Source organism: Lawsonibacter sp. JLR.KK007, assembly GCF_036941135.1.
Taxonomy (GTDB): domain Bacteria; phylum Bacillota; class Clostridia; order Oscillospirales; family Oscillospiraceae; genus Lawsonibacter.
In genome coordinates, this window is sequence record NZ_JAYWSY010000003.1 from 273,204 (window position 1) to 298,557 (window position 25,354).

At 62.5% G+C, this 25,354-nt stretch carries 22 protein-coding genes and 1 riboswitch; of the genes, 12 read left to right on the forward strand and 10 right to left on the reverse strand.

Annotation, left to right across the window (positions count from 1 at the left end; translation table 11 throughout):
* Positions 1–440: 440 nt before the first annotated feature.
* Positions 441–1,739: a hypothetical protein gene (locus tag VV088_RS19565; protein ID WP_334602336.1), complete on the forward strand. Its 1,299-nt coding sequence runs from the start codon at positions 441–443 to the stop codon at positions 1,737–1,739.
* 178 nt (positions 1,740–1,917) lie between these two features.
* Here VV088_RS19565 and VV088_RS19570 read toward each other — a convergent pair whose 3' ends face one another.
* Both VV088_RS19570 and VV088_RS19575 read right to left on the reverse strand, forming a co-directional pair.
* The gene (locus tag VV088_RS19570; protein WP_334602337.1) at positions 1,918–2,349 is read right to left on the reverse strand and encodes an RrF2 family transcriptional regulator; all 432 of its coding nucleotides are present in this window, start codon (positions 2,347–2,349) and stop codon (positions 1,918–1,920) included.
* Positions 2,350–2,398: 49 nt separating this feature from the next.
* Positions 2,399–3,598: a M20 metallopeptidase family protein gene (locus VV088_RS19575; protein WP_334602338.1), complete on the reverse strand. Its 1,200-nt coding sequence runs from the start codon at positions 3,596–3,598 to the stop codon at positions 2,399–2,401.
* 149 nt (positions 3,599–3,747) lie between these two features.
* Between VV088_RS19575 and VV088_RS19580 the strand changes: the two genes are divergently transcribed.
* From VV088_RS19580 to VV088_RS19590, 3 genes are read left to right on the forward strand one after another with little or no spacing between them, the layout of a single operon-like run.
* A complete protein-coding gene (locus VV088_RS19580) occupies positions 3,748–4,209 on the forward strand; it encodes a hypothetical protein (protein WP_334602339.1) in 462 nt (153 codons plus the stop codon).
* A gap of 12 nt (positions 4,210–4,221) precedes the next feature.
* The gene (locus VV088_RS19585) at positions 4,222–4,734 is read left to right on the forward strand and encodes a hypothetical protein (RefSeq protein ID WP_334602340.1); all 513 of its coding nucleotides are present in this window, start codon (positions 4,222–4,224) and stop codon (positions 4,732–4,734) included.
* Entirely contained in the window at positions 4,731–5,789 is a 1,059-nt protein-coding gene (locus tag VV088_RS19590) for a hypothetical protein (protein WP_334602341.1), read from the forward strand. Before VV088_RS19585 ends, VV088_RS19590 begins: the two co-directional genes overlap by 4 nt.
* 68 nt (positions 5,790–5,857) lie before the next feature.
* On the opposite strand, the gene VV088_RS19595 is transcribed toward VV088_RS19590, so the two are convergent.
* The 4 genes from VV088_RS19595 to nhaC all read right to left on the reverse strand — a co-directional run bounded on the left by VV088_RS19595 (position 5,858) and on the right by nhaC (position 10,377).
* Complete coding sequence (locus VV088_RS19595; protein ID WP_334602342.1) at positions 5,858–6,640, reverse strand: hypothetical protein; 783 nt, start codon at positions 6,638–6,640, stop codon at positions 5,858–5,860.
* A gap of 4 nt (positions 6,641–6,644) precedes the next feature.
* The gene (gene hutH, locus VV088_RS19600) at positions 6,645–8,213 is read right to left on the reverse strand and encodes a histidine ammonia-lyase (protein ID WP_334602343.1); all 1,569 of its coding nucleotides are present in this window, start codon (positions 8,211–8,213) and stop codon (positions 6,645–6,647) included.
* Positions 8,214–8,316: 103 nt separating this feature from the next.
* Complete coding sequence (locus VV088_RS19605; protein WP_334602344.1) at positions 8,317–8,811, reverse strand: hypothetical protein; 495 nt, start codon at positions 8,809–8,811, stop codon at positions 8,317–8,319.
* Positions 8,812–8,838: 27 nt separating this feature from the next.
* Positions 8,839–10,377 carry a Na+/H+ antiporter NhaC gene (gene nhaC, locus VV088_RS19610; RefSeq protein ID WP_334602345.1) on the reverse strand — a complete coding sequence of 513 codons (1,539 nt, stop codon included), beginning with the start codon at positions 10,375–10,377 and terminating at the stop codon, positions 8,839–8,841.
* Positions 10,378–10,843: 466 nt separating this feature from the next.
* Here nhaC and VV088_RS19615 point away from each other — a divergent pair, with 466 nt between their 5' ends.
* Positions 10,844–12,517, forward strand: coding sequence for a formate--tetrahydrofolate ligase (locus tag VV088_RS19615; protein WP_334602346.1), 1,674 nt, complete (start codon positions 10,844–10,846; stop codon positions 12,515–12,517).
* Between the two features lie 52 nt (positions 12,518–12,569).
* Here the strand turns inward: VV088_RS19615 and VV088_RS19620 are convergent, their stop codons facing one another.
* The 3 genes from VV088_RS19620 to VV088_RS19630 all read right to left on the reverse strand — a co-directional run bounded on the left by VV088_RS19620 (position 12,570) and on the right by VV088_RS19630 (position 16,317).
* Positions 12,570–13,007, reverse strand: coding sequence for an Lrp/AsnC family transcriptional regulator (locus tag VV088_RS19620; RefSeq protein ID WP_334602347.1), 438 nt, complete (start codon positions 13,005–13,007; stop codon positions 12,570–12,572).
* The gene (gene hutI / locus VV088_RS19625) at positions 13,007–14,233 is read right to left on the reverse strand and encodes an imidazolonepropionase (RefSeq protein WP_334602348.1); all 1,227 of its coding nucleotides are present in this window, start codon (positions 14,231–14,233) and stop codon (positions 13,007–13,009) included. Before hutI ends, VV088_RS19620 begins: the two co-directional genes overlap by 1 nt.
* Before the next feature lie 68 nt (positions 14,234–14,301).
* Entirely contained in the window at positions 14,302–16,317 is a 2,016-nt protein-coding gene (locus tag VV088_RS19630; RefSeq protein WP_334602349.1) for a urocanate hydratase, read from the reverse strand.
* Between the two features lie 153 nt (positions 16,318–16,470).
* On the opposite strand from VV088_RS19630, the gene VV088_RS19635 reads away from it, so the two are divergent.
* The 7 genes from VV088_RS19635 to VV088_RS19665 all read left to right on the forward strand — a co-directional run bounded on the left by VV088_RS19635 (position 16,471) and on the right by VV088_RS19665 (position 22,570).
* Complete coding sequence (locus VV088_RS19635) at positions 16,471–17,379, forward strand: LysR family transcriptional regulator (RefSeq protein WP_334602350.1); 909 nt, start codon at positions 16,471–16,473, stop codon at positions 17,377–17,379.
* Positions 17,380–17,509: 130 nt separating this feature from the next.
* Entirely contained in the window at positions 17,510–18,421 is a 912-nt protein-coding gene (ftcD, locus tag VV088_RS19640; protein ID WP_334602351.1) for a glutamate formimidoyltransferase, read from the forward strand.
* A 12-nt stretch (positions 18,422–18,433) separates the two neighbouring features.
* Positions 18,434–19,060 carry a cyclodeaminase/cyclohydrolase family protein gene (locus tag VV088_RS19645; protein WP_334602352.1) on the forward strand — a complete coding sequence of 209 codons (627 nt, stop codon included), beginning with the start codon at positions 18,434–18,436 and terminating at the stop codon, positions 19,058–19,060.
* A 121-nt stretch (positions 19,061–19,181) separates the two neighbouring features.
* A riboswitch (THF riboswitch) is annotated at positions 19,182–19,280 on the forward strand.
* 54 nt (positions 19,281–19,334) lie between these two features.
* The gene (locus VV088_RS19650; RefSeq protein WP_334602353.1) at positions 19,335–19,901 is read left to right on the forward strand and encodes a folate family ECF transporter S component; all 567 of its coding nucleotides are present in this window, start codon (positions 19,335–19,337) and stop codon (positions 19,899–19,901) included.
* A gap of 13 nt (positions 19,902–19,914) precedes the next feature.
* Positions 19,915–20,496, forward strand: coding sequence for a HutD/Ves family protein (locus VV088_RS19655; protein ID WP_334602354.1), 582 nt, complete (start codon positions 19,915–19,917; stop codon positions 20,494–20,496).
* Between the two features lie 3 nt (positions 20,497–20,499).
* Complete coding sequence (locus VV088_RS19660) at positions 20,500–21,750, forward strand: bifunctional folylpolyglutamate synthase/dihydrofolate synthase (RefSeq protein ID WP_334602355.1); 1,251 nt, start codon at positions 20,500–20,502, stop codon at positions 21,748–21,750.
* Between the two features lie 19 nt (positions 21,751–21,769).
* Positions 21,770–22,570: a formate/nitrite transporter family protein gene (locus VV088_RS19665; protein WP_334602356.1), complete on the forward strand. Its 801-nt coding sequence runs from the start codon at positions 21,770–21,772 to the stop codon at positions 22,568–22,570.
* A gap of 41 nt (positions 22,571–22,611) precedes the next feature.
* Here the strand turns inward: VV088_RS19665 and VV088_RS19670 are convergent, their stop codons facing one another.
* The gene (locus VV088_RS19670) at positions 22,612–25,059 is read right to left on the reverse strand and encodes a glycogen/starch/alpha-glucan phosphorylase (RefSeq protein ID WP_334602357.1); all 2,448 of its coding nucleotides are present in this window, start codon (positions 25,057–25,059) and stop codon (positions 22,612–22,614) included.
* Positions 25,060–25,354: the final 295 nt, after the last annotated feature.

Consider the following 25,354-nt stretch of genomic DNA (forward strand, 5'->3'; position numbering starts at 1 on the left):
TGTTCGGCCTGAGAGGGGCCGGATCTTGGGCTGGACGCGTCCTGCTTCGGATACTTGGTAGACCCCGTAAGTCTGAGCAAAGATTCCGAATATTCTGCGTTTTGCCCAAAATTTTCGAGGTTTTTCGACGTTTCCCTCCGGCCACCGCCGTGTCACGCCTCTTACAGGCGGTTTTGCGTTGTAAAAACGGGATGTAATTTAAAGAAACGAGCTGTTTCGATGTAAAAAAGTTTGGACGGTAGATATCTGGTAGACGTCCAGAAATGCAGACCGCCCCCAACCTCCTGCGGCGCAGGAGATTGGGGGCGGTTTTGGTAGGCGTTTGGTAGACGGATGCACAGACAACGATTGACGTTATTTTCGTTTTGGCCTATAATGAGTTAGACTATCATAGGCTAGATCCTATTTCTGTAAATGACTAAGAAGAGGAGGCTGTTCAGATGGAACAGGCAAAAAAGACAAGACAGGAAAATGTGGCGGCGGGTCTGGTTGGCGCCTTGTTGGGGTCGCTGGCCGGTGTTTTGTGCACCGTTGTGATCGGTCAGATGGGGTATGTGACATCCATCTCCGGCCTGGTTATGGCAGTAGGGGCGCTGAAGGGTTATGAGCTGCTAGGCGGCAGGCTGAGCAAAACGGGTGCCGTCATCTCATCTCTTCTCATCTTGATCATGACCCTGCTGGCCCACAGGCTCACCTGGGCCATTGCGTTGACCTCGGTTATTCATGTTGATGTGCTGGAGTGCTTTCGGGCCATTCCGATCCTGCTGAAGGTGGGCACGCTGGAGAGTGCTCCCTACTGGAGGGACCTGGCTATGCTGTATCTGTTTACGTTGCTGGGCGCGGTACCCACCATCATCAGCGGGCTTCGCAGCACCTCCATGCCGGATCTGCCGCAAGAGACCACAGCCGCCGTTCAGGGAACGGACATGCCGGAGGCGGAATTTTATCCTGGAAAGACTGCATGGGTACGTCCCTTGCGGATCTGTTCGCCGCTGTCCATGCTGGTGGGGATCGCCGCAGGAGTTGTGCTGCTGTTTGTCAGTGCCGTGCATGAGAATGCCTTCACGCCTATGCTGGCCGCCGCAGGCTGCATCATCAGCTCCTTTGTGATGATGGGATTCGTCTTGGCGGATGTGCAGATGTGCGACAACAGCATGCGGATGATGGTCCGCGCACGGGGAATCCTGTGGAGGGTGAACCTGCCGATGCTGAACCGGGCGGATACATACCGGTTTACCCGGAAAACTGGAGCGGTGCGGGCCATCCAGTGGGACCGCCTGAGCGAGGAGGAGCAGAGACAGGCCAAGGCATCCATCCTGCGGGCAGTCACCCTGTTGAGCAGCGGTCAGGTGATGCCGGGCAGCGCCTTGAGTCTGGCAGTCACGCCGCTGATAGAACTGCAGGTCCTGAAGGAGACCAGCCGCAGCTGGAAGGGAATCTATTCGGTCAGCGGAGGCAAGCAGAAAAAGATCACCATTCCCAAGGCGTACCCCAATTTTGCCCCGGCGCCCGGTCTGGAGCCGGCAGATGCTCCTCTGCCGGTTCGCTGGAGTCTGCTGGGCATGGCTGTGCTGCTGGCGGTGGTGCTGGGGCTTGCGGGCGCAGGGCTGGGCCGCCAGCTGGACGGACCTGCGGAGCGAGGCGCGGTTCGTGCACGCCCGTCCGCTGTCTCTGAGATGGAGCATCCTGGAGTACCAGCCGCTGCAGGCGGCACGGGCAATGTGTGGAGTGTGTTGTGATCTACCGCGCCCACAGAGGCCACATTCCGGTATGCTTCCGGGGTATATTCAACGAGCGGCTGAACGCTCTCTCTGCACAGACTGAACATACAATTGCTGACATACTCAAGGAAGGATCGTAAAACGAGCCTATGCACGGCGCGCCGCGGGATGGGATTCCGCGGCGCGCGTTTTTTACTCAGATCACATAATCATTTCCGCTCCGGTCTTGCTGCATCAGGTCTGCGAGGGTGATATGATCCAGATAATCGTTGATGACCTGCGCCAGCCCCTGCCAGATGGGAAGCGTGCGGCACTTGGCCGCCCTTGGGCAGACTGCGGCATCGGCCTCCATGCATGAGACTGGAGCCAGGGAGTCCTCCGTCAGCCGCAGGATCGCGCCCACGGTATACTGCTCCGGCGCTTTGGTCAGCTGATAGCCTCCGCCCTTGCCGCGCAGGCCGTTGAGCAGCTTGGCCCTGACCAGCAGCTTGATGATGTTCTCCAAATATTTTTCCGAAATCTCCTGCCGCCGCGCAATGATCTTCAGGGGGATGAAGCCTTCCCCCTGGTGCTCGGCCAGATCGATCATGACCCGCAGGGCGTAGCGGCCCTTTGTGGAAATCAGCATATGGGATTCACTCCTTTTTGAAGCCTGTTATACAGCATAGTGGATCGAACTACAAGCTCTCGCCGGTCTCCCGCTCCTGCTTCAGCCAGTGAGCGGCACAGGCGGCGTAGAGCCAGGCTCCGGTGGGCAGGACGTCCTCATCCAGCTGGAACCGGCCGCTGTGAAGGGGCGCCAGTGTCTCCGGCTTTTGGGGGTTTGAGACGCCCAGATAGGCGTAGACGCCGGGGACCTTAAGAAGAAATTCCGAAACGTTGTCGCCGCCCATGGACAGGGGACGGCTGGTTGTTACGGTCAGGTCGGGCCGGAGGGCGGCGATGAGCTCCGCCGCCTCGCGGGAGGCCGGCGGGTCGTTGACCAGCGCGGAGGCGATGTCGTCCCAGGTCACCTGAGCTGTTCCGCCGTACATGGCGGCAATGCCGCTGGCGGTGAACTCCACCTGCTCTCTGGCCCTCTGGCGGGAGGCGGGGGAGATGGTGCGGGTGGTGCCCTCCAGCACGGCGGTTTCGGCCAGGGCGTTGTAGGTGGTGCCGCTGTGGAAGGAGCCGATTCCCAGGATCACCGGCTCCACCGGTGAGGTCCGCCGGGTCACCTGGGCCTGGAGCGCCGTGACGATATGGCTGCCGATATACAGCGCATCCACCCCCAGCTGAGGGTTGGAGACATGGGAGGACCTGCCCCGGATCAGGATGCGGAAGCCGTCCACCGCCGCGTTGTTCAGGCCGGGCTTTATCCCAACCGTGCCTATGGGCAGGTCGGGGGCCACGTGGAGGCCGAATACCCGGTTTACCCCATCCAGACAGCCTGCGGCCAGAAAGTCCGGCGCGCCCTTTCCGGTCTCCTCGGCGGGCTGGAACATCAGGCGGACCTCGCCGCTCCAGGCGTCCCGCCGCTCCGCCAGGAGCTTTGACGCGCCCAGCAGCATGGCGGTGTGAGCGTCGTGTCCGCAGGCGTGCATGACGCCGTCATGGCTGCTGCGGAAGGGGCAGTCGTTCTGCTCCTGGATGGGGAGGGCGTCGATATCGGCCCGGAGGGCGACCGCGCCGGACCCTGGCCGGCCTCCACGGAGAAGGCCCAGCACGCCGGTCTGGCCAACCCGCTGGTGGGGGATATTCAGGGCGTCCAGCTCCCGCTCGATGAGCCGGGCGGTCTGATGTTCCTCCAGAGCCAGCTCGGGATGGCGGTGCAGCTCCCGGCGGAGGGCGGAGAGATGGGGCAGCAAGGAATTTGCGGCCTCTTTGGTCAGATTCATATGCATAACCTGCTTTCGTAAACGGTCTGGTTTCGATCCAGTATACCATATTTTTGGAGGAGTGGGAATAGCTCGATGGGGCGAAGGCACTGGAACCGGAGAGAGTTTTCTGGTATAATGCGGGTATCACACAATTGGGAGGTGCGGGCTTGATGGAGCGGGGCTCCTTTGAGACGCTGGGGGATATGGAGGTTACAGGCGGCAGGATCGGCTGGCTGGCGGCGGGACCAGTGGAGGCGCTGGTCCGGACAGGGGGCGCTCAGGGGGTGCAGAGCCGGATGCGGCAGATGTTCCTCGCCTTTCTGCGGAACGAGACCGGTGAGGCCGCACCGGACTGCATGGTGTGCAGCAATTCCAGAGGGGATTTCTATACCGGAATCCGGGCCGCGAGGCTGAGCGATCTGTGCCGCCGGGAGAGGACGGTTTATATGGGCTATTACGATGTGCAGATGGACCCTGCCGCTCCGCGCCTGCTGTGGTGGAACGCAGTCCCGGCGCAGAAGCTGAGGAGCATGGAGGGCGTACAGCGAAACGGAGACCGCTGTCTGATCCGTATCTCCGAGGGCGTCATGGCGGAGAGGTGGAGAGCGGCGGCGGAGGGACAGTCATGAAGCACAGTCTGCATGCGCTGTTTGCGCCGCCGGATCAGAGGGGTGGCCCTCGGGGCGCTGCCAGAATGGCCGGAGCTTGCCCCCTGCTTTTCAGGCCGCCGGGATCGGGAGGGGAAGGTGGACCTGCCATCGCTTCAGGTGGATTTTGCCCGCTTGAGAGGGGTTTTTATTGCCAAAAACCTGGAAAGCATGCAGTATGATCTGGCCGTTTTGGATGAGTTCCAAAATTATACCCAGATCCTCTCCCTGAGCGGTCAGGCGGATACCGAGGCGGACCAGATCGTTCAGCGGCTGCTGGGCGCGGTGCTGGAGCAGATCTGGGACATGGATGAGGGAGAGGACGGGGACAGCTGTCCGGCGCTCACCTGTCCGGAGCAGTTTGGTGAGGAATTTGACCGCCTGATGCGGTTCATGGGAGAGGGACAGGAGACTGGCCTCCAAACTCCTGCGGATGCGGGCATATTCCGCACAACCCGGGGGCTGCGGCGGCCCATCCGCCTATCATTGAGGGGCGCACTGGCGTGATCCAGCCGGACTTTTTCTACGCACTGCGGGTCAATCAGGTGGGGAGCGGCCGCTGCCAAGCCCGCTACAGCTGGCCGACGCCCTATGCGCTGACCTTCTCCTATGGGTACCGGTTCAACCGGGACTGCGGGGAGGAGGACGCCGGGCTTGAGCTGGTGCATCGGGCGCTGGCCGGAGAGGAAGGACTCAGCGGAGTTCCACTGACGGAGCGGGCCCTTGTGGAGCTGTTCGAGGGCATCTTCTGCGGCAGAAGCGCAGGCGGCTGCGGGCCGCAGGCGGTGCGCCGGTTTTATGGAGCTGCGCCGTCTTACGCCAGGGCCGTCCGGCAGTACTGCCAGGACGGCTGCTTTGAGGATATGATCCGGGAGTATACCGCCCTCCTGGCCGGGGAGTTTGGGGAGCGGGACGAGGAGATGGCCAAGGCGGTGGAATGGGCAGCGGCCTATCGGCAGCCCAAGGCCCGGCTGACCCTCTGGGACGAAGTCTGGGACGGCCCCCGCTGGTATGAGCTGGCGCCGTCCAGCCCCTTTGCTGCGGGCCTGTACGCGACCAACCGGGAGGGGACAAACGGGGAACGGCGGCTGGCAGAGATCAAAAACGCCTTCAACGCCCCGATCCAGCCCTTCGTGTATGCCACCACCTCCATCGGCACCGAGGGGATCGACCTGCACTGGTATGCGCGGGATATAGTCCACTGGTCGGTGCCCTCCCGGCCGGCGGACCTGGAGCAGAGAGAGGGACGGGTGCTGCGCTACCAGTGCCACGCGGTCCGCCTGAACGAAGCCCTGATCCGGGAGGGCCGGGTCCGGGCCAGTGAGAGAGATTGTGTTCGGGAGGCTTACCTGGGCAGCGGGATGTATCCGGCGCAGCTCAGCTTTTTCTCGGATGAGGAACGCTCTGCCCAGTCGCCGGAGGGCTGCTGGCATGTGCGCCGCTATCGGTATTTTACCCCCTTCAGCTGGGAGGAGGCCAGCTATGCCGAGGCGGAAAAGGCCATTCAAAGCTATCAGAAGCTTTTGCGCAGGCTGCAGACAGCGCCGTCTGGGCGGGGATGAGCGGAGGCTGAAATAAGAGGTCCGTCCCGGTGGGGCGGACCTCTCTGTCGTTTTTGTGAGCGGTCAGGCTAAAGCTCGACTGTGATGGGCGAGTCCAGTGTGACCGGTCCGCCGATCCATGCGGACACCGCCGCGCCGTTCCGGCGGGTGACCGCGGCCTGGATCACCCCGGAGGGTTGGAGATAGCTTTGGGCGAAGGCGCCGTCAGCGATATGCTGGCTTTGGGCGATGGCGGCGGCCAACGAACCGGAGCCGCAGCTCCCCTCCCACACCAGCGTACCGGCGGAGGGCACCTTGACCAGCGGGGTCATCGTCCCGCTGGAGGGGTCCAAAAAAATCACACCGTACGCCTCCAGACCGGAGAGCTGTGAGAAGAGGGACTCGGCGTTCCGGAAAAAATCCAGGCTGGGAGGGACCCCCTCCACCACGAAGTGGGCGATGCCTGTCAGGTCCACCAGCGTGCCGGAACAGCCGTCCGCTGAGGCAGGGCGCACCGACCGGGGCAGAGGCATTTCGGCCCGGGCGGCGCCCTGGGCCTCGTCGACCTCCACGGTGACCGGATGGCTGCAGCCGCTGATCTCCACCTGGACCTGGGAGAGGCCGCCCAGCTCTCTGGCCAGCAGCATGCCGAAGGCACGAGCGGCATTGCCGCAGAATTCCCCGCCGGCCATCTCCACCCGGCCTGCACCTCCGAAGAGGGGAGGACAGCGGAAGCCTACCTGCTCCGCCTCCATCCCTGGCAGGGCCATGAGGCGGACGGCGGCGGCGATCCGATCCGCCCTGGGGACCGGGTCCAGAACAAAGAGGGTGATGTTGCCCGCCGGGTCGGCGCGCAGAATACTCCGCCTCACGGTCTCACTGGAAGTCGGGGATGTATTCCTTGACGATGTCCAGCAGCTCGCCGCTGCGGATCATCTTCTCCACCTCCAGAATGTCGGGCCAGATCTCCCGGTCAATCTCGTAGAAATCCACCTTCTCTCGGACGTGCTTCAAAATGGCCTCGTGGACGGGGGCGATGCCCTGGCCGTGGGTGCCCAGGCGGCGGCGGACGTCAATGGCCTGGCAGGCGGTGAGCAGCTCGTCCGCCAGCACCGAGAAGGTGTTTTGGACGATCATGCCCGCCTTCCGGCCGGCGGTGGTGCCCATGGACACAATATCCTCCTGGTTGGCGGAGGAGGGGATGGAGTCCACGCTGGCGGGGTGGGCCAGCACCTTGTTCTCTGACACCATGGAGGCGGCGGAGTACTGGACGATCATAAAGCCGGAGTTGACCCCGGGCTTGGTGGTGAGGAAGGGGGTCAGGCCGTTGGACAGAGCGGCATTGACCATCCGCTCGGTGCGGCGCTCGGAGATGTTGGCGATCTCGGAACAGGCGATGCCCAGGGTGTCAAAGGGGATGGCCATGGGCTCGCCGTGGAAGTTGCCGCCGGAGATGACCGCCTCGTCCTCCAGGAAGATGAGGGGGTTGTCGGTGACGGCGTTCAGCTCGATCTCCACCTTGTCCCGGACATAGTCCAGCGCGTCCCGGACGGCGCCGTGGATCTGGGGGATACAGCGCAGGGCGTAGGCGTCCTGTACCCGGTCGGTCTGGCAGTTGTCCAAGATCTCGGAGCCCGCCAGCAGCTTGCGCATGTTCTCCGCCACCAGCATCTGCCCCCTCTGGCCCCGGACCTGATGGATGCGGGGGTCAAAGGCGTTGCGCAGGCCGGTAAGGCCCTCAAAGTCCATGGAGCCGATGACGTCGCCCAGCTGGGCGGCGCAGATGGTGTCGTACAGGGCCAGGGAGCCTACGCTGGTCATGGCGCAGGTACCGTTGGTCATGCCCAGGCCCTCCTTGCACACCAGGGTGTCCAGGGTCTGGATGCCCGCGCGGGACATGGCCTCGCCGCCATCCATCAGCTGGCCCTGGTAGTAGGCCTGGCCCTTGCCCAGCAGGGGGAGGGTCATGTGGGCCAGAGGGGCCAGGTCGCCGGAGGAACCCAGAGAGCCCTTCTGGGGCACCCAGGGGTGGACCCCCTTGTTGAGCATCTCGATCATCATCTCCACCAGCAGGGGGCGGACGCCGGACACGCCGACGCACAGGGCGTTGGCCCGCAGGAGGAGCATGCCTCGGACTACCTCCTCGGTGTAGGGGTCGCCCGCGCCGGTGCAGTGGCTGAGGATCAGGTTGGTGGACAGCTGGTTGCTCATCTCCTCGGGAACGGCCACCTTCTGGAAGTCGCCAAAGCCGGTGGTGATGCCGTAGGCCACCCGGCCCTCCCCGGCGATCTTCTCGGCCAGGGCGCGGGACTTTTGCATGGCCTCCAGGGCGGAGCCGGCCAGCTCCACGGTGGCGTTGTACCGGGCAACGGCGACAAAGCTCTCCAGATTCAGGCTGTGGCCGTCCAGAACAATGTGATGGATCGAAGAAGGATTCATGATCATAAGAGCTTACCTCACTTTATCTATCAGGTTCGGCATATGCCGGGAAATTCCATAGCAGCGGCGGCCCCCAAAAGGGAGGGGGTCCCTCTGGGGGCCGCGGACGTCAGATCCCCTTGCTCCCGCGGGAAAAACTGCCGGAGTTGGGGGGCGTGTTCAGTTGGCGTATCGGCACGCCGGGGTTCTTTTCGCGGGCCAGGATCAGGATATCCTGGGTGTCCTGGCGGGTGAAGAAAAATCGCTTGCTGGCATTGCCCCGTCCGAAGTGGAGGGCGATCAGTTCGGGATGGCTGCGGTCCTCAATCACAATCGCGTTGATCTCAGACCAGGGCCAGAAGTTGTAGTTGGTGGTGATTCTCATCTGGTAGAAGATCTCCAGGCCCCGCCGGGTTATGGCCACATCCTTTATGGTCAGCAGGGTGAGGGCGTAGAGTGCGCCGAACATCAGGGCGATCTTGAAGCGGGTGACGATGCCGCCCACCAGCAGAAGGACCACCATGGCCCAGCAGGTGTAGATGACATAGGGCTTCCGGGGCTTCAGCTCCCGGGGGGTGTAGATGGGGCCGTCCAGACCGGCCCAGGGGAGGGATGGCTTGCTCACAGGATAAGTCCTTTCTTGGCCGGGAGATCAGGCGCTGATCTTGGGGGCCTGGCCGGCGGCCCGGCGGGCCTCCAGAGCCTTCAGAGCCTTTTCGTGGGCCTCGGCGGGAGCCTTGGCAGGCTTGCCGGCCTTGGTCTTGCCCAGAATGTTGGTGTAGGAGCCGTCAGCCCAGAAGATGTTGCGGCCCATAAAGGCGGTGACGGCGGCGTAGATGGGGTTGAGCAGGTTCACAAAGGCGAAGGGGAAGTAGACAAAGGGGGACATACCCAGGGTAGTCTGCTGGTAAGCGCCGCAGCCCGTCCAGGGGAACATGACGGCCCACAGAGTGCCGCAGTCCTCCAGGGTGCGGGACATCATGTTCCGGCCCAGGCCCAGCTCGTCATATTTCTCCACATACAGGGGGGCGGGGACGCCGATGCCCAGGAACTGGTCGCACATGGTGGCATCACAGAACAGGGAGGTGAGCATGGTGGCCAGGACCAGGCTGCCCACCGAGTTCAGCTTCGCCTTCAGCTTGCCGAACAGGGCCTCGGTGCAGCCGCAGCGCTCCAGCGCGCCGCCGTAGGCTACGGCCAGCAGAATCAGGTTAATGGTCCACATGGTGTGGTCCATGCCGCCCCGGGTAAGCAGCGTCGCGGCCAGCTCGTTGCTGGACTCGAAGGTGTAGCCGTAGTGCAGCATGTCGAACAGGTCGCTCAGGCTGCCAACGCCCTGGAAGACGACGGCGAAGAGAACGCCGGTGCCCACCGAAATGGCGATGCCCACCAGACCGGGGAGACGCAGGACGCAGGCGCCGATGACCACCAGAATGGGCAGCAGGAGGATGGGGCTCATGTTGAAGCCCTCGGCCAGGGCGGTCTGAAGGTCGGTAGCGACCTTGGGGTCATAGCTGCCGCCGCCGGTAGTGAAGCCGATGATGGCGTACAGGACGATGGCGATGACGAAGGTGGGGGCGGTGGAGGACACCATGGCGGTGACGTGGTCGAACAGGCCGGTCTCAGAGACGGCGGCGGCCAGGTTGGTGGTGTCGGACAGGGGGGAGAACTTGTCGCCCACATAGGCGCCGGAGATGACCATACCGGCGGTGATGGCGGGGTTGATGCCAAGGCCAGCGCCGATGCCCAGCATAGCGATACCCATAGTGGCGGTAGCGGTCCAGGAGGAGCCGCAGGCCAGGCCCACGATGGCGCACAGGACACAGCCGATGGGCAGGAACAGCTGGGGCGTGAGCAGGTTCAGGCCGTAGTAGATCAGGGCGGGGATGGTGCCCGACATGATGAAGGAGGCGACCAGCAGGCCCACTGTACACAGGATCAGGATGGCCTCCATGGTGGCGTTCAGCCGGTCAATCATGCCGGCCAGCATGTCGGAGAAGCTGTGGCCGCACAGGCAGCCGATGATGCAGGCTACCACAATGGCAACGGCCAGGGGCATGTGGGCGTCCTCGTAGTCGGTCTTGCCAATGAAGTGATAGAGCATCAGCCCGATCATCACCACGATGGGGATGAGTGCCTCAACTACATTGGGCAGCCGCACGGCGCGGGTTTTGGATTCCTTTGTTGGCATAATGTACCCCTCTTTCTTAAATATGTTTCCTCTTCCAATTGCTGCGGTCCGGCCGAATCTCCTGTTCCGGGAGGATGGTTTTCCTGGAACGGGAGCCCCTCTCCGGCAGGACCCTGATACAACGGTATCATACCATAAATAACTGTTAAAATCAACAAAAAGGTTGACGAAAAATAAAATTTGGTTGTATACTATTACAGTCTAACGCTAGCGGGCTGATACAGCAGTGCGCTAATATAAAAATGGAACTGCGGGAGAGACGGTTTGGAGGGCGGCGGAGCCGCCCGGTTTGGAAAACGGGCGTAAAGGTGGGATTTTCTTTCCGAAATAAAGTGTTTCTCCTGGAACAGGAAAAAAATATGGTTTACTGGATTTGATTTGTACGCTATAATGGGGACAGTCAAAGCGCCGGGGGACAGCCCCGGGGAACATACAAAAATCTACTGAAAGCAGGAGGTCCACCAAGATGAGCATCAAATCCGACATTGAAATCGCCCAGGAGCATACGCCCCAGCGCATCACTGAGATCGCCGCTGCCGCCGGCATCGACGAGAAGTATCTGGAGCTGTACGGCAGCTACAAGGCCAAGATCGACTACAAGCTGCTCAGCGAGACCAGCGCCCCCGACGGCAAGCTGATCCTGGTTACCGCCATCACTCCCACTCCCGCCGGAGAGGGGAAGACCACCACCTCGGTGGGCCTGGCCGACGGCCTGCGCAAGATTGGTAAGAAGGCCGCTGTGGCCCTGCGGGAGCCCTCTCTGGGACCGGTGTTCGGCGTGAAGGGGGGCGCGGCCGGCGGCGGTTACGCTCAGGTCGTCCCCATGGAGGACATCAACCTCCACTTCACCGGCGACTTCCACGCCATCGGCGCGGCCAATAACCTGATGGCCGCCATGCTGGACAACCACATTCAGCAGGGTAACGCTCTGGGCATCGACGTGAAGCAGATTACCTGGAAGCGGGCGGTGGATATGAACGACCGCCAGCTGCGCCACATCATCAACGGCTTGGGCGGCAAGATGCAGGGCGTCCCCCGGGAGGACGGCTTTGAGATCACCGTGGCCAGCGAGATCATGGCGGTGCTGTGCCTTGCCTCCTCCATCACCGACCTGAAGGAGCGGCTGGGCAAAATGATCGTGGCCTACACCTATGATGGCAAGCCCGTCACTGCCCACGATCTGAAGGCGGAGGGGGCCATGGCCGCCCTGCTGAAGGACGCCATGAAGCCCAACCTGGTCCAGACCCTGGAGGGCACCCCCGCCTTTATCCACGGCGGTCCCTTCGCCAACATTGCCCACGGCTGCAACTCGCTGATGGCTACCCGCATGGCCCTGAAGATGGGAGACTACGCCGTGACCGAGGCCGGCTTCGCCGCCGACCTGGGGGCGGAGAAGTTCATCGACATCAAGTGCCGCAAGGCCGGGCTGAAGCCCTCCGCTGTGGTCATCGTGGCCACCGTCCGGGCGCTGAAGTACCACGGCGGCGTGCCCAAGCCCGAGCTGAACAACGAGAACCTGGAGGCCCTGGAGAAGGGGCTGCCCAACCTGCTCCAGCATGTGGACAACGTGAAGAACGTCTATGGCCTGCCCTGCGTAGTGGCCATCAACGCCTTCCCCACCGACACCAAGGCCGAGCTGGATCTGGTCGAGAAGAAGTGCAATGAGCTGGGGGTCAACGTGGCGCTGTCTGAGGTGTGGGCCAAGGGCGGCGAAGGCGGCAGAGCTCTGGCGGAAGAGGTGGTCCGCCTGTGCGAGGAGCCCAACCAGTTCTCCTTCGTCTACGACGAGCAGGCCGCTATCGAGGAAAAGCTGAACGCTATCGTCAAGCGGGTGTACCACGGTGACAAGGCGGTACTTACCGCCAACGCTAAAAAGCAGGCCCAGCAGCTCACCGAGCTTGGCTTCGGCAGTCTGCCCATCTGCATGGCCAAGACCCAGTACTCCTTCTCCGACAACGCCGCCCTGCTGGGCGCGCCCAAGGGCTTTGAGGTTACCGTCCGCAACCTGAAGGTGTGCGCCGGAGCTGGCTTCATCGTCGCCCTCACCGGCGATATCATGACCATGCCCGGCCTGCCCAAAGTGCCCGCCGCCGAGAAGATCGACGTGGACGAGGATGGGAAGATCACCGGACTGTTCTAAGCTTCCAGACATAAAAAACCTTCCCGGCCAGCTGGGCCGGGAAGGTTTTGCGTTATTTTGGCAGAGGTACGTCCTTCTGCTCAAAGTAGGCGCCCAGCTCCACCGAGGTCTGAGAGTCGCCATACTGCTTGATGGAGGCCAGGAGGGCGTCCAGCTCTCGGGTGTCCTTCACCGCGAAGCGGAGCAGGGCGTTGAGCTTGCCCACCAAATGGTGGTGGGCGGTGATGGAGATGGTGTGTTCGCAGAATTCACAGAATGCGCTGTATTTTTCCGGAAAGACCGCCACCAGGATGAAGCCGGTCAGGCTGCTGTCCAGCAGGGTGCGGTCGATGTGGATGGAGAACCGTTTGATGACCTCCTTGTCCTCCATGCGGCGGATGCGCTCGGAGACGGCGGGGGCGGTGAGGCCCACCTGGTCTCCGATGTGCTTCAGGGTGGTGCGGCTGTCTGTCTGCAGCAGATTCAGGATCTGATAGTCGGTACGGTCCATCAGCCTACCACCACTGCGCCTTTTTTGATGACCGTTTTGGCCAGATTGCTCCCCATGCGGTAGCAGATGTAGTCCAGGTCGGGGGCGTCCCAGATCACCAGGTCGCCCTGCTTGCCCGGCTCCACCGAGCCAACCTGGCTTGACCGGTCGATGGCGGCGGCGGCGTTGAGGGTGACGGCGGTGAGGACCTCCTCCGGGGTGAGCTTGTACTTGAGGCAGCCCAGGTTGATGACGAACTGCAGGTTCAGGCAGGGACAGGAGCCGGGATTGAAGTCGGTGGCCATGGCCACGGGGACTCCGGCGGTGACCATGTCCCGGGCGGGGGCGAAGACGGCGCCCAGGTAGAAGCTGGTGGCGGGGAGGAGGCAGGCGATCACGCCGCCCTTGGCCAGACTGGCGATGCCCTCGGGGGGGCAGACAATGAGGTGCTCAGCGGAGATGGCCCCAATCTCTCCGGCCAGCTGGGAGCCGCCGATGGCCTCGATCTCGTCGGCGTGGATCTTGGGCCGCAGGCCGTATTTCAGGCCGGCCTCCAGCACCTGCCGGGATTCCTCCGCCGTGAAGGTGTCCGCCTCACAGAAAACATCACAGTATTGGGCGATGCCCTGCTCCTTCACCTTGGGCATCATCTCCTCGCAGACCAGACGGATGTACTCTGCCCGGTTGGACTTGTACTCAGCGGGGACCAGATGGGCCCCCATGAAGGTGGCGACCAGGTCAATGGGGTGGCGGCTGTTCAGGTTTTGAATGACTTGCAGGGCCTTCAGCTCGTGCTCGGTGGTCAGGCCGTAGCCGCTCTTGGCCTCGCAGGTGGTTACGCCGAAGTGGAGCATCTCGTCCAGGGCCTGGGCGGCCTTTTGGGTCAGCTCTTCCTCGGTGGACTGGCGGGTGGCGTTGGTGGTGGACTGGATGCCGCCCCCGGCGTTCTGGATCTCCAGATAGGTCTTGCCGTGGAGCTTCAGGCCCAGCTCGTTCTGCCGCCAGCCGCCGAAGATCAAGTGGGTATGGGCATCCACCAGGCCGGGGGTGACCAGACGGCCCCCCGCGTCGATGACCTCGTCCGCCGCCGGGGCGGGGCCGGTCCCCACCTGGGCGATGATACCGTCCTCCATGAGGACCCAGGCGTCCGAAAGGATCTGGATATTCCCCTGCTCAGGGCCCTTTTTGGGGCTGCTTCCCTGGGGGGTGGCCAGCATGCCGATGTTGGTGACAATTACCTTGCTCATGTTGTCATTCCTTTCCAAAAGAGGGAGCGTCACGGGACGCCCCCTCTGGCCGGTTTTTGATTCAAATGTCAGCCCTGGATGCTCTTCAGGGCCTCGGCGACTACTGCGTCGTCGGCAATGTAGGGCATGGTGATGTGGTCCTGACCGGCGTACATCTCGTTGTACTCGGCCACGGTGGTCATGGAGTTGGGGTTGCCCGCCCAGTTGCGGCGGGAGACGCCCACCATGGTGTCCCAGGGCATGGACATGCGCAGGATGGTGTCCACCCGCTCGGAGCCGTCCAGCACCATGCCGAAGCCGCCGTTGATGGCCTTGCCGATGCCGGTGCCGCCGCCGTTGTGGAGGGCGATGAGGCTCATGCCCCGGGCCGCGTTGCCCGCATAGCACTGGGTGGCCATCTCGGCCATGATGTTGGAGCCGTCCTTGATGTTGGAGGTCTCACGGAAGGGGGAGTCGGTTCCGCCGGTGTCGTGGTGGTCGCGGCCCAGCATAACGGGGCCGATCTCGCCGCTGCGGACCATCTCGTTGAACTTCAGGGCGATGTTCATGCGGCCCATGGCGTCCTGATACAGGATGCGGCACTGGGTGCCCACCACCAGCTTGTTCTTCTTGGCGTCCCGGCACCAGACATAGTTGTCGTAGTCCTGGTAGCGGCGGTTGTGGGCCTTGATGTACTCGGCGGCGGCGGCATCCGTTTTGTCCAGGTCCTCGGGGCGGCGGCTCAGGCAGCACCAGCGGAAGGGACCGTAGCCGAAATCGAACAGGCAGGGTCCCAGGATGTCCTCCACGTAGGAGGGGAAGACAAAGCCGTCCAGGTCGTTCTCACCGTTCTTGCAGATGGAGGTCACGCCGGTGTCGTACACGGCCTTCAGGAAGCTGTTGCCGTAGTCGAAGAAGTAGGTGCCCTTGTCATGGAGCTTGCAGATCATCTCGTAGTGGTGCTGGAGGGTCTTGTCCACCAGCTTGGCGAAGCCGTCGGGGTCCTTGTCCAGCATCTCGGTGCGCTGCTGGAAGGTCAGGCCCTGGGGGCAGTAGCCGCCATCGTAGGGCACATGGCAGGAGGTCTGGTCGGACAGCAGATCCACATGGATGTTGTTGTTGTAGACGTACTCCAGCAGGTCCACGATGTTGCCGTGGTAGGCTACGGCGCAGGGCTCCCTGCTGGCTTGATGCTCCTGGGCGATCTTGACGGCCTCGGCCAGGTCGCCGGTGCGGTGGCTCACCCAGCCCTGGGTGTAGCGGGTCTCAATGCGGGAGTCGTCCACCTCAGCGATGATGGAAGCGGCTCCGGCGATCTCAGCAGCCTTGCCCTGAGCGCCCGACATGCCGCCCAGACCGGCGGAGATGAACAGCCGGCCGGCCAGGTTGCCGTCCTCGGGGATGCCCAGCTTCAGGCGGCCGGCATTCAGCAGGGTGTTGAAGGTGCCGTGGACGATGCCCTGGGGGCCGATGTACATCCAGCCGCCGGCGGTCATCTGGCCGTAGTTGGCCACGCCGATGGCGGCGGCCCGGTTGAAGTCCTTCTGGTTGTCGTACATGCCCACCATCAAGCCGTTGGAGATGATGCAGCGGGGAGCCATCTTGTGGCTGTGGAACAGGCCCAGAGGGTGGCCCGACATGACCACCAGGGTCTGCTCGTCGGTCATGACCTCCAGGTACTTCTTGATGAGGCGGTACTGCATCCAGTTCTGGCAGACCTGACCGGTCTCACCGTAGGTGACCAGCTCGTAGGGGTACAGGGCGATGTCAAAGTCCAGGTTGTTGTCGATCATCACCTGAAAAGCCTTGGCCTCGGTGCAGTTGCCCTTGTACTCGTCGATGGGCTTGCCGTAGAGCTTGCCGGCGGGGCGGAAGCGGTAGCCGTAGATGCGGCCGTGCTCCTCCAGCTCCTGGGCGAACTCCTTGGCCATCTGGGCGTGATGGTCGGGGTGAATGTACCGCAGGGCGTTCTTGATGGCCAGAGCCTTGTCGGCCTGGGACAGGTGGGACTCCCGGCGGGGGGCCCGGCGGCAGCCCTCCTCAAAGGCGGGGTACTCGGGCAGATCATAGTCCAGCTTGATGGTCATGGCGTCTGCGAGATTCATAGAAAGTCCTCCGTTTCTCAAAATTTTTGTGAAATGCTTCCGGATGGCACCCGGAATCAGCTCCTAATATATTGTATTTTAACGGAAATGTGCTAGAATGAAAAGCACTACTATTGTATATTTGCCATATAAAAAAAGTATGGAGGATTTGCCGTGAACTTTAAGCAGCTGGAATATTTTTCTGCAGTAGCCGAGGCGGGGAGCATCTCCGGGGCCTCCCGGGAACTCCATGTGGCTCAGCCCCCCATCAGCCGGCAGCTGGCCCTGCTGGAAGATGAGCTGGGGGTGACCCTCTTCCTGCGCAACAATAAGGGGATCGTGCTCACCGAGGCGGGCCGGTGCATCTACCAGCAGAGCCAGCAGATGTTTCAGAGCCTGCGGGCGATGGCGGACAGCGTCCGGGATATCAGCGCGGGGGTGCGGGGGTATTTAAAGGTGGGGATCATCTACTCCAACGTCCAGATCGCCACCAGTCTTTTAAAGGAGTACCACAAGCGGTTCCCCCAGGTGGAGCTGTACGTCCGCATGGGCTCCCCCGGCGACCTGCTGGAGGACCTGGAGCAGGGAGAGCTGCATGTGCTGTTCCTCCGCAGCCGGTCGGAGCGGACCTATGGCCTGCAGGAGCTGGTGCTGGGGGAGGACCCCCTGGAACTGGTAATGTGCCCTGAGAACGATCCGGCGCCGGGGCAGGGGCAGGTCCCCATTCAGGCCCTGCGGGACGTGCCCATGTGCCTGCTGCGCAGCGACGACCTGTGGGGCTACAGCCAGGACCTGCTGAAGGAGTGCCGCCGGGCGGGCTTTTCCCCCAACGTGGCCTGCCACTGCTACGACACGCCGATGGAGATGCAGATGGTTCAGGCGGGCTTTGGGGTGGGCTTTCTGCCCAAATCCATTGCGGCAGCCCATCCGGGATCGCCGGTGTATACCAAGCCGGTGCTGGAGTTTTCCGCCAAATCCTGCCCCATCCTGGTTTGGAAGGACAGTCCCTATCAGGAGGGATGCGTCAGCCGCTTTTTGGAGCTGGCGGAAACAGAACCGGACAAAGAGCGGGACAGAGCTTAATATTTTTAAGCAAACAATCAAAAACACCTTTGTCCAAATCTTGCATTGCCGGGCGGGATTCTATATAATGAATGTACCAAACGAAAAACAAGCCCCCAAACTCAAATCATTTTTTAGGAGGAAATCACCAATGGCCAGACTTGTCGAGTGTATCCCCAATTTCAGCTGCAGCAAGGAGAAGGACGAGGCCGCATACAACGCCCTGGTGGAGGTGGCTAAGAGCGTGCCCGGCTGCACCCTCTTCGACGCCCAGACCGATGGCAACCACAACCGCTGCGTGTTCACCATGATCGGCTCCCCCGAGGCCGTGGAGGAGGTGGCCTTCCGGCTGGCCCAAAAGGCCGCCGAGGTCATTGACATGACCAAGCACGTGGGCGAGCACTCCCGCATGGGAGCCACCGACGTGATCCCCTTCGTCCCCACCATGGGCGTGACCGTGGAAGAGTGCGTGGAGATTTCCAAGCGGCTGGGCCAGCGCATCTGGGATGAGCTGAAGATCCCCTCCTTCCTCTATGAGGATTCCGCCTCCGCCCCCCACCGCCGCAATCTGGCCGCCTGCCGCAAGGGCCAGTTTGAGGGGATGCCCGAAAAGCTGCTCCAGGAGGAGTGGGCTCCCGACTTTGGCGAGCGGAAGATCCACCCTACCGCCGGGATCACCGCCATCGGCGCCCGGATGCCCCTGGTGGCCTTCAACGTGAATCTGGCCACCTCTGACGTGGAGGTCGCCAAGAAGATCGCGAAGGTCATCCGCGGCTCCTCCGGCGGCTTCCGCAGCTGCAAGGCCATGGGCTTCATGCTGGAGGACCGGGGCATCGCTCAGGTGTCCATGAACATGGTCAACTACGAGGACACCTCCCTGTGTACCGTCTACGAGATGATCAAGGCCCTGGCCGAGCGGTACGGCACCTACATCGTGGGCAGCGAGGTGGTGGGCCTTACCCCCGCCAAGGCCCTGATCGACTGCGCCGAGCACTATCTTAAGCTGGAAAACTTTGACTGCCACAATCAGGTGATGGAGTATCATCTGGTGGGGATGGAATAAGGAGGAGGACCAATGAAGCTTGCTGAACTGACGACCGCCGGCTTTACCGATCTGCTGGCCTCCGACGCTCCCGCCCCCGGCGGCGGGTCCGCCGCCGCCCTGGAGGGCGCTCTGGGCGCCGCCCTCACCGCCATGGTGTGCTCCCTGACGGTGGGCAAGAAGAAGTACGCTGAGCACGAGGAGCTGGCCCGGTCCGTCCAGGCCAAGGCCAATGAGCTGAGGACCCGGTTTGTGGACGTGATGGACCGGGACACCGAGGCGTTCAACGTGGTCAGCGCCGCCTTCGGCATGCCCAAGGCCACCGACGAGGAGAAGGCCGCCCGCTCCGCAGCCATTCAGGAGGGGCTGAAGGGCTGCACCAAGACCCCCTTCGAGATGATGGAGCTGGCGGCGGAGACCCTGGAACTCACCGCCTCGGTGCTGGGCAAGTCGAACGACAGCGCCGCCAGCGACCTGGGGGTGTCCGCCCTGTCCCTGCGGGCCGCCATTCAGGGGGCCTGGCTCAATGTGCTCATCAATATCGGCAGCCTGAAGGATCAGGCGCTGGCGGAGGACTACCGCGCCAAGGGCGAGGCCCTGCTGGCCAAAGCCCTGCCCCTGGCCGATGAGATCTACAGCACGGTAGTCAAGGCAATGTAAAAAGCCTCCCTGCAAAAGGGAGGAGAACCGCTGCCGGTGACGGCGGCAGAGGAGGCGCTGCAAAGCCTCCCCAGTCAGCTTCGCTGACAGCCCCCTTGTGAAGGGGGCCTGTAGAAACCTGGTCAGAGTAGGTCCAGTGCGTCAAGTGCCGTCGGACGGGAAGTTGCCGGCGGACGAAGGGCTTTTTCAGTCCCGCGATGCTGTGCCGCATTCCGCTGCCATGGGGGAGTATGCTCCTTTCGTGGCAACACGCCATGAAAGGAGCATATTTATTATGACAATCAACAAAAACCGCTTTAGTATCTACAAGATCTGCATGCTCGCCCTGCTCACTGCTATGATGGTGCTGCTGAAACGGACCATCGCCATCGAGACGCCCTACTTCAAGTTTTCCTTCGCCTCCCTGCCCATCGTGCTGGGGGCGATGGTATTCGGTCCCATCGAGGGTGCGGTGGTCGGTTTGCTGGGAGAGTTTGTGGCCCAGATCACCGGACCCTACGGGCTGGCCCCCACCACGGTGCTCTATGTGGCTCCTGCCGCCATCCGGGGCCTGGTGGTGGGCTGCGGGGCGCTGGCCTGCCGCCGCTCGGGCAGACGGCTGGAGAGCCGACCGGTGCTGTGCTACGCGGTGTGCATCGCCGGGGCCATCCTGACCACGGTGGGGAATACCTTCAGCATCTGGCTGGAATGCCTGATGTACCGCACCTCCTTTGCGGTCAATCTGCCCTTTCTGCCCGGCCGCTTTTTGACCGGGATCGCTACCGCCGTGGGCATCACGACGGCCTGCATCCCCCTGGTGCACGCCCTGCGCCGCAGCGGTGTGCTGAAATATATGGATTGAGGGAGAGAACGGTATGATAACATGGGAACGGCTGACCCAGGCGGATTTTGTGACCACTGAATGGTCCGGCGGCACCACCACCCAGCTGGCGATCTCACCGGAGAGGGCGGCGTACGGGGACCGGGAGTTCCTCTGGCGGCTCAGCTCGGCCACCGTGGAGCTGGACCACTCCGACTTTACCCCTTTGCCCGATTATGACCGGCTTTTATCCGTGCTGAAGGGGAGCATTCAGCTGAAAATCGGCGGCGCTGAACCTATGGAACTGGAGCCTGGACGGGTGGCCGCCTTTGACGGCGGCGTGCCGGTGGAGAGCTGGGGGCGGTGCGTAGACTTCAACCTGATGGTGCGCAAGGGGACAGGCAGGGGCTTTCTGACGGAGCTGCGCTATGAGGAGCCCTGCGAGCAGACCATTCAGCCAGGGGTGAAGACCCGCGTCCATGGGCTGTACTGTGTGTCCGGACGGGTGCGGCTGCCGGAATTCGGCCTGGAGGCCGGGGCGGGCGAACTGCTGCTGTGCCGGGACGCTCAGGGCCAGGCGGTCCGGCTGGAGAGCGGGCCGGGCGTGGTGATCGCAGCGGCCATCCGGGAGGCGTGAGCGATGACGGATATGGAGGCGGTGGAGTTGATCCACCAGCGGGCCTGGGTGGGCCAGAAGCCAGGGCTGGAGCGTATCCGACGGCTGCTGGGCCGTCTGGGTAACCCCCAGGAGAAGCTGAAATTTGTCCACATCGCTGGGTCCAACGGGAAGGGGTCCACCGCCGCCATGCTGGCTTCGGTGTTGACGGCGGCGGGACTGAAAACCGGGCTGTACACCTCTCCCCACCTGTGGCGGTTCCACGAGCGCTTCCAGGTGGATGGGGTCCCCATCCCTGGGGAGGAGCTGGTGGAGATCGCCGTTCAGGTGCTGGCGGCGGCGGAGGATGAGACCGAGTTCGAGCTGATGACGGCCATCGGGATGGTCCACTTTCTGCGGTCCAAGTGTGATATTGTGGTACTGGAGACCGGGCTGGGGGGACGGCTGGACTCCACCAACATTATTCCCCCCCCAGAGGCGGCGGTTATCACCCACATCGGCCTGGAGCACACTGAGCTGCTGGGGGATACGCTGGACAAGATCGCTGCGGAAAAGGCGGGGATCATCAAGGAGGGCTGCAGTGTGGTCCTCTATGAGCAGGGCTTTGATCTCTACGGCCTGTTTGAGGAGATCTGTCAGTTCCGGTACAGCCGTCTGGCGCTGGCCGGTTCCCCGGTCGTGTTGTCTTCCGGACTGGAAGGCCAGACCTTTACTTATCGGGGCAGCGGGCCCTACCACATCGCCCTTCTGGGGGAGCATCAGATCAGCAACGCCGCCGTGGTGTTGGAGACGGTGAAGGTCCTCCGGCAGCGGGGCTGGGAGATTTCAGAGGCGGCTCTGGTCCGGGGGCTGGAAGAGGCGAGATGGCCTGGACGGCTGGAGCTGGCATGGAACTCCCCCAACGTGATCCTGGACGGAGGCCACAACCCCCAGTGCATGGAGGCGCTGGCCCGGTCCCTGCGGGGGCTGTATCCGGAAAAAAAGCTCCTGTTCCTCACCGGTGTGCTGGCGGACAAGGATTATCCTGCGATGATGGGGGAGCTGCTGCCGCTGGCCAAGGAGTTTTTTACCATTACGCCGGACAGCCCAAGGGCCATGTCCGCCCAGGAGTTGGCGGACTATCTGAGAGGCCGGGGCGGCAGGGCGGCGCCCTGCGGGACGGTCCGGGAGGCCCTGGACCAGGCACTGGCGGCGGCGGAGCCACAGGACGTGGTGTGCGTCACTGGGTCGCTGTACATGATCGGAGAGGTGCGGCACCTGCTGAGGCTGTGTTGAGAGAGAAAGGCGGGAAAATATGCTGAGTCCAGCGGAATTTGTACCCTTTTATGCCCAGCTTGGGGTGAAAAAATGTGCTGCTCCCTTGGTGAAACTGTTTTTGGCGGCGGTTCTGGCCGGATTTTTCATCGCCTCCGGAGCGGTGGCGGCCAGTACCGCCTCCTATGGGCTGGCGAATGCCTCCGTGGCCCGGGTGGTCAGCGGACTGCTGTTCCCCTTTGGGCTGATCATGGTCATTCTCACCGGGGCGGAGCTGTTTACCGGAAACTGCATGATCACCATTTCTCTGCTGGAGAAACAAGCTGGCCTGGCGGGGATGGTGCGGAATCTGGCTGTCGTCTATGGGGGCAACTTTGTGGGGGCGGCGCTGCTGGCAGCGGCAGTGGCCTATGGAGGCGCTTTCTCCAATACGGACTTGGCGGTGTACGCCCTTCGCACCGCCGCAAACAAGTGCGCCCTGCCCTTCGGACGGGCGGTGGTGCTGGGGATTTTGTGCAACGTTCTGGTGTGCGCTGGGGTAATGTGTTCCCTGTGCGGCAAGAGTCTGCCGGGCCGGGCCATCGGAGCCTTTGTGCCGGTGAGCTTCTTTGTCATTGGAGGCTTTGAGCACTGTGTGGCCAATATGTACTATATCCCCGCCGGACTGCTGGCGGCAGGGGTACCCCGCTGCGCTCAGCTGGCCCAGGAGGCGGGGGTGGATCTGTCCGCCTTGAGTTGGATGGGCTTTTTGCAGAATATGATCCCGGTGACTGTCGGAAATATCATCGGGGGCTGCGGATTCGGCGCGTTGATTTGGGCCACCCAGCGGACAACCAAATAAAAAATTCCCGGCCCCTTGATTGGGCCGGGAATTTTTTATGCTTACTTCCGGGTGGGCACGTGCCAGATGTCGCGGGCGTAGTCCTGGATGGAGCGGTCGGCGGCGAAGATGCCCGACCGGGCGATGTTGATGAGGGACATCTGGTTCCAGCGCTGGCGGTCGGCGTAGGCGGCCAGGGCGCGGCGGTGGGCGTCGCAGTAGCTGTCGAAGTCAGCCAGCAGCATATACTCATCGGCCTGGCTGCCGCCCGCACCGAAGAGCAGGCGGTTGGACAGGTCGGGGTAGGCGACCTTATCATCAAAACCGGCAGTGATCTGGTCGAGAATCCGCTTCAGATCCTGGTTGTGGAGATAGATCTCGTGGGGGCGGTAGCCGTCCCGCTTGCGCTGGTTCACCTGCTCGGTGGTCAGGCCGAAGAGGAAGATGTTTTCGTCACCCAGCTGCTGGTGCATCTCCACGTTAGCGCCGTCCAGGGTGCCGATGGTGAGAGCGCCGTTCATCATGAACTTCATGTTGCCGGTGCCGCTGGCCTCCTTGCCGGCGGTGGAGATCTGCTCGGAGATCTCAGAGGCGGGCATCAGCTTTTCCGCCAGAGAGACCCGGTAGTTCTCCAGGAACACCACCTGGAGCTTATCCTTGCAGACAGGGTCCTTGGCGATCTGGCCGGCCAGGGAGTTAATCAGCTGGATGATCTGCTTGGCCACATGGTAGCCAGGGGCCGCCTTGGCTCCGAAGAGGTAGGTCTGGGGAGTGAACTCCATATTGGGGTTGTCCCGCAGCTGGTTGTACAGGTGGATAATGTGCAGCACGTTGAGCAGCTGGCGCTTATACTCGTGAAGGCGCTTGACCTGGACGTCGAAGATGGCGTCGGTGTTCAGGGTGACGCCGGATTCCCGGGCGACCCAGGCGGCAAAGCGGCGCTTGTTCTCAATCTTGATGTCCTCCAGCTGTTTGAGCACGGTCTTGTCGTCCACCGACTTCTCAAAGTCTTTCAGAGCCTCGGGGTGGAGCAGGTACTGATCCCCGCCGGTGCAGTCCCGGATGAGGGCGTCCAGCTTGGGGTTGATCTGGGACAGCCAGCGGCGGTGGTCGATGCCGTTGGTCACGTTTTTGAACTTGCCGGGCTGGGCCTGATAGGCGTCCCGGAAGACGTCCCGCTTCAGAATGTCGGAGTGGAGGGCGGACACGCCGTTGATGCACTGGCAGGCGCAGACGCAGAGGTTGGCCATGCGGACCTCGCCGCCCCAGATGATGGCCATGTGGGCGATCTTGCCGGTGTCCCCACCGTAGCGGCGCTCCAGCTCCTGCTGGTAGCGGCTGGCGATCTCCTTCAGGATCTGCCAGATGCGGGGAAGCAGGGTCTCGATCAGAGACTGAGGCCAACGCTCCAGCGCCTCGGCCAGGACGGTGTGGTTGGTGTAGCACACCGCGTCGGTGACAATGTGCCAGGCCTCGTCCCAGCCATAGCCCTCCTGGTCCAGGAGGATGCGCATCAGCTCGGGGATGACCAGGGTGGGGTGGGTGTCGTTGATCTGGATGACATGCTTCCGGGCAAAGTTGCGCAGGGTGCCGTACTGGGCCTTGTGCTGGCGGACAATGGACTGGATGGTGGCGGAGACGAAGAAATACTGCTGCTTCAGTCGCAGGGATTTCCCTTCGTAGTGGTTGTCGTCGGGGTAGAGGACCTTGGCGATGACCTCGGCCATAGCCTGCTGCTCCACCGCCTTCAGATACTCGCCCCGGGAGTAGAGAGACATGTCTACGGGGACAGGACTCTTGGCATCCCACAGGCGCAGGGTGTTGGTGTGGTGTGTATTATAGCCGGCGATCTTCATGTCCCGGGGGATGGCCAGCACGGCGGTGTAGCCCACGTGCTCGGGGTGGTTGCCCCCGTTCTCGTCCCAGCGGTCTTCGATCCTGCCGCCAAAGCGGACCTCCTCGGCCTCCTCCATCTTGGGGAGCAGCCAGGCGTCGCCCAGGCCCAGCCAGTTGTCGGCCAGCTCCTCCTGCTTGCCGTCGATGATCTTCTGCTTGAAAATGCCCAGCTCGTAGCAGATGGAGTAGCCGGTGGCGGGGATCTCCAGGGTGGTCATGGAGTCCAGATAGCAGGCGGCCAGACGGCCCAGACCGCCGTTGCCCAGGCCGGCGTCCGGCTCAGACTCGAAAAGGTCGGCGGCGGAAAAGCCCATGCCCTCCAGAACGTCCTTCAGAGTGTCCAGAAGGCCCAGGTTGTAGGCGTTCTTCTCCAGAGAGCGGCCCATAAGAAACTCCAGGGACAGGTAGTGGACCTGGCGCTGCTGCTTTTCCCAGACCTGGTTGCTGGTTTCCATGCGGTGGCGGGACATGATGTCCCGCAGGACCAGGGCGCAGGCCTTGAACATGTGCGTGTTGTTGGCGGTCTCCACCGTGCAGCCAAAGTTGCGCTGGAGCTTGCCGGTGATCATTTCGGTCAGTTGTTCCTTGGTGTATTCAGATGCATATTGGTTCATAACAGTGCCTCCTGTTTGAATGTCGGGTTCAGTGGGAGGGAATGCCTCCCACAAATAGCCATTTTAACAGATTTTTAGGGGAGCGTCAACGGCGAGGCTGTGAAAACATCGTGGCCGCTTATTTTTTGTGCGCTCCCTTGCAAAGGCCGGCGGGGAGTGAGGCTGCTGCACGCTTCAAGGACTATCTGGACCAGCTGGCCCAGGGGATGGCCCCCATCTTACCGTTCGTGTTGATTATATCATCCGAATGAATTTCCCTGTTTTTATCCGCCACTTCTTCAACGATCTGGAAATA

Coding starts and splice junctions, on each gene's coding strand:
- VV088_RS19565 (WP_334602336.1), top strand. CDS start 441: ATGGAACAGGCAAAAAAGACAAGACAGGAAAATGTGGCGGCGGGTCTG.
- VV088_RS19570 (WP_334602337.1), bottom strand. CDS start 2,349: ATGCTGATTTCCACAAAGGGCCGCTACGCCCTGCGGGTCATGATCGAT.
- VV088_RS19575 (WP_334602338.1), bottom strand. CDS start 3,598: ATGAATCTGACCAAAGAGGCCGCAAATTCCTTGCTGCCCCATCTCTCC.
- VV088_RS19585 (WP_334602340.1), top strand. CDS start 4,222: ATGCGCTGTTTGCGCCGCCGGATCAGAGGGGTGGCCCTCGGGGCGCTG.
- hutH (WP_334602343.1), bottom strand. CDS start 8,213: ATGATCATGAATCCTTCTTCGATCCATCACATTGTTCTGGACGGCCAC.
- nhaC (WP_334602345.1), bottom strand. CDS start 10,377: ATGCCAACAAAGGAATCCAAAACCCGCGCCGTGCGGCTGCCCAATGTA.
- VV088_RS19615 (WP_334602346.1), top strand. CDS start 10,844: ATGAGCATCAAATCCGACATTGAAATCGCCCAGGAGCATACGCCCCAG.
- VV088_RS19620 (WP_334602347.1), bottom strand. CDS start 13,007: ATGGACCGTACCGACTATCAGATCCTGAATCTGCTGCAGACAGACAGC.
- hutI (WP_334602348.1), bottom strand. CDS start 14,233: ATGAGCAAGGTAATTGTCACCAACATCGGCATGCTGGCCACCCCCCAG.
- VV088_RS19630 (WP_334602349.1), bottom strand. CDS start 16,317: ATGAATCTCGCAGACGCCATGACCATCAAGCTGGACTATGATCTGCCC.
- ftcD (WP_334602351.1), top strand. CDS start 17,510: ATGGCCAGACTTGTCGAGTGTATCCCCAATTTCAGCTGCAGCAAGGAG.
- VV088_RS19645 (WP_334602352.1), top strand. CDS start 18,434: ATGAAGCTTGCTGAACTGACGACCGCCGGCTTTACCGATCTGCTGGCC.
- VV088_RS19650 (WP_334602353.1), top strand. CDS start 19,335: ATGACAATCAACAAAAACCGCTTTAGTATCTACAAGATCTGCATGCTC.
- VV088_RS19655 (WP_334602354.1), top strand. CDS start 19,915: ATGATAACATGGGAACGGCTGACCCAGGCGGATTTTGTGACCACTGAA.
- VV088_RS19660 (WP_334602355.1), top strand. CDS start 20,500: ATGACGGATATGGAGGCGGTGGAGTTGATCCACCAGCGGGCCTGGGTG.
- VV088_RS19665 (WP_334602356.1), top strand. CDS start 21,770: ATGCTGAGTCCAGCGGAATTTGTACCCTTTTATGCCCAGCTTGGGGTG.
- VV088_RS19670 (WP_334602357.1), bottom strand. CDS start 25,059: ATGAACCAATATGCATCTGAATACACCAAGGAACAACTGACCGAAATG.